Below are 2,581 nucleotides of genomic sequence, written 5' to 3' on the forward strand. Positions count from 1 at the left end.
TTGTCAAACTCCTGTACAGTTAAGCAAGCCTCATTCGGCATTCTTCTAATCTTCAAGCTCATCCGGTATAGTTGGCGCGCTAATCGCCATAAATAACGGCCTAGTTTTATAGACATTTAACTTGTGCCGGCCATATACAATTTGCCGCACATAGTATTTTCGGCAGAAAAGAAATTTTAATTTCAATGGGATGAAGATGAAAAAATTACTTTCTATAGCTTTTTTACTGGCTTTAAGTTCCAACGCATTTGCGGCTCCTGCATATTACTCTGGAACCATTAATAGAATATGGGCACAGGACCAAGATGGAGGCTTTATCATTACCTATGAGGGAACTTCTAATAGCCTTAGTGACTGCAAGCACCAATATGCATATTTTGTCTCCTCTGTTCAAAGTCCAGAAATGCTGAAAAATTCTTTATCAATAGCATTATCTGCATTTCACGCAGGTGCAACAGTTGGTGTTGTAGTCGACAAGGACTTAAATGGTGAGTATTGCCATGCACTCAGCATAGACCTTAGAAAATAAGTATAAATGGTAGCCAAAAGCACCTGGATTTTGGCTACCAGATCCCCTCGTGCTCCCTCACATTTTTCATCACGGCCAACACTGAGTGGCCCACAACCTCTATTCATGGTTGTCAAGCTCCTCTATGGTCCCGCACATCTAGTGGGGGTAGCCGAGCAAACCTCATTCGGTATTCTTTTAGTCTTCAAGGCCATGCGGTATACTCGGCATGCTAATAACCACAAGCAACGGTCCACATTTCTGCACATTTAGCTTGTGGCCAACATACACAAAGGCCGTTTCCGACATAAAAGATTTCAATGGAATAATTATGAGAAAATTACTTTCTATAGCTTTTTTATTGGCTTTAAGTTCTAACGTATTAGCAGATCCTGCATGGTACATCGGTACGATTAAGAGAGTATGGGTGCACGACCCAGATGGAGGCTTCGTTATTACCTATGAGGGAACCTCTAGCATAAGCGACTGCCAATATGGTTATGCGTATTTCACCCCAATTAATCATGGCCCGGATAGGCTGAAAGCTTCTCTCTCGCTGGCTTTATCTGCATTTCATTCAGGCGCAACTGTTGGTATTATTATCGATAAGGACGCAAATGGAGTTCGCTGTGAGGCCACTGGCATAGACCTTAGAAAATAGTTATAGTTGGTAGCCAAAAGTATCTAACCTTTGGCTACCGCAACATCCTGTTTCAGTTCAAACTTTTCGCTGCACCCAGCACTGATCAGTCCATAACATCCACTCATGGTTAACGGCCCTCGCTAATCGCTTCTCTCAACCCGATGGCGCCCGCGCCGGACATGACCTGCTGCTGACGGTCCTGCACATGCATCCGGGTATTGTTTCTCGCTGCCAGCTTCGCGGCGGTTCCACTGGCTGCGTTGGAACGACTTTCGCTGGCCTGTTCCCGTGGACTCATCGACAGGCCAAAGCGACTGCGATCCCGCTGCAGACTTTCCTTTGAAGTGGCAAAGCTCTGATCCATCGCCTCACCCGCCCGGTCCACCGCCTCGGTCACTGCCTCCGGGTTGGTGGCGAAGTCGATGGCCTTGTCCTCGTAAGGGGCAAAGCGTTTTAGATAATCCTGCCACTCGGCGCGGTAAATCCTGGCCAGCGTGTTCTCCGCACTTCCATCAAAATACACACCTCCCCGCCCGGAGTTAGCCCCATACGCCTGATCGCGCCTCTGATCCATTGCGTTATCGAATGCACCCATACTGAATTACCCCACTATCTGGCCGTAGTTGAGTCCAATATCGGCCGTCTGGTTTTCTGGAAGCGCCTCGGTCTCCAGTGCATAACCGGGCTTCATCGATTGCTTTCTATCGAGCCCATAGCTCGCCGCCGCGCCCGCAAGGGTGCCAACCGCTTGCTGAGTCAGGGCCGATTCATTAAACGCCTGGGCGGCATCGTCGGCCGCTTTATCGGCCGCAGCGTCAGCCAAACCACCCATGCCCGCTGTGGCTGTAGCCGACTTGCCCTGCCCCATGTTGACGATNTGTTCCCGTGGACTCATCGACAGGCCAAAGCGACTGCGATCCCGCTGCAGGCTTTCCTTTGAAGTGGCAAAGCTCTGATCCATCGCCTCACCCGCCCGGTCCACCGCCTCGGTCACTGCCTCGGGGTTGGTGGCGAAGTCGATGGCCTTGTCCTCATAAGGGGCAAAGCGTTTTAGATAATCCTGCCACTCGGCGCGGTAAATCCTGGCTAGCGTGTTCTCCGCACTTCCATCAAAATACACACCTCCCCGCCCGGAGTTAGCCCCATACGCTTGATCGCGCCTCTGATCCATTGCGTTATCGAATGCACCCATACTGAATTACCCCACTATCTGGCCGTAGTTGAGTCCAATATCGGCCGTCTGGTTTTCTGGAAGCGCCTCGGTCTCCAGTGCATAACCGGGCTTCATCGATTGCTTTCTATCGAGCCCATAGCCAGTCGCCGCCCCCGCAAGGGTGCCAACCGTTTGCTGAGTCAGGGCCGATTCATTAAACGCCTGGGCGGCATCGTCGGCCGCTTTATCGGCCGCAGCGTCAGCCAAACCACCCATG

The 2,581-nt window shown here is 50.8% G+C and carries 4 protein-coding genes; 2 read left to right on the plus strand and 2 right to left on the minus strand.

Translation table 11 applies throughout. The features are described 5' to 3' along the window. The first annotated feature begins 196 nt into the window (after positions 1 to 196). Positions 197 to 529 carry a hypothetical protein gene (locus ABVT36_RS18910; protein WP_368457950.1) on the plus strand — a complete coding sequence of 111 codons (333 nt, stop codon included), beginning with the start codon at positions 197 to 199 and terminating at the stop codon, positions 527 to 529. Positions 530 to 839: 310 nt separating this feature from the next. Further along, entirely contained in the window at positions 840 to 1,169 is a 330-nt protein-coding gene (locus tag ABVT36_RS18915) for a hypothetical protein (RefSeq protein ID WP_368457951.1), read from the plus strand. 109 nt (positions 1,170 to 1,278) lie between these two features. On the opposite strand, the gene ABVT36_RS18920 is transcribed toward ABVT36_RS18915, so the two are convergent. Both ABVT36_RS18920 and ABVT36_RS18925 read right to left on the minus strand, forming a co-directional pair. After that, complete coding sequence (locus ABVT36_RS18920; protein ID WP_368457952.1) at positions 1,279 to 1,746, minus strand: hypothetical protein; 468 nt, start codon at positions 1,744 to 1,746, stop codon at positions 1,279 to 1,281. A 603-nt stretch (positions 1,747 to 2,349) separates the two neighbouring features. After that, the coding region (locus ABVT36_RS18925; protein WP_368457953.1) for a hypothetical protein at positions 2,350 to 2,581 on the minus strand (232 nt) is incomplete at its 5' end.

It is taken from the genome of Microbulbifer sp. TYP-18 (genome assembly GCF_040932045.1).
Taxonomy (GTDB): domain Bacteria; phylum Pseudomonadota; class Gammaproteobacteria; order Pseudomonadales; family Cellvibrionaceae; genus Microbulbifer.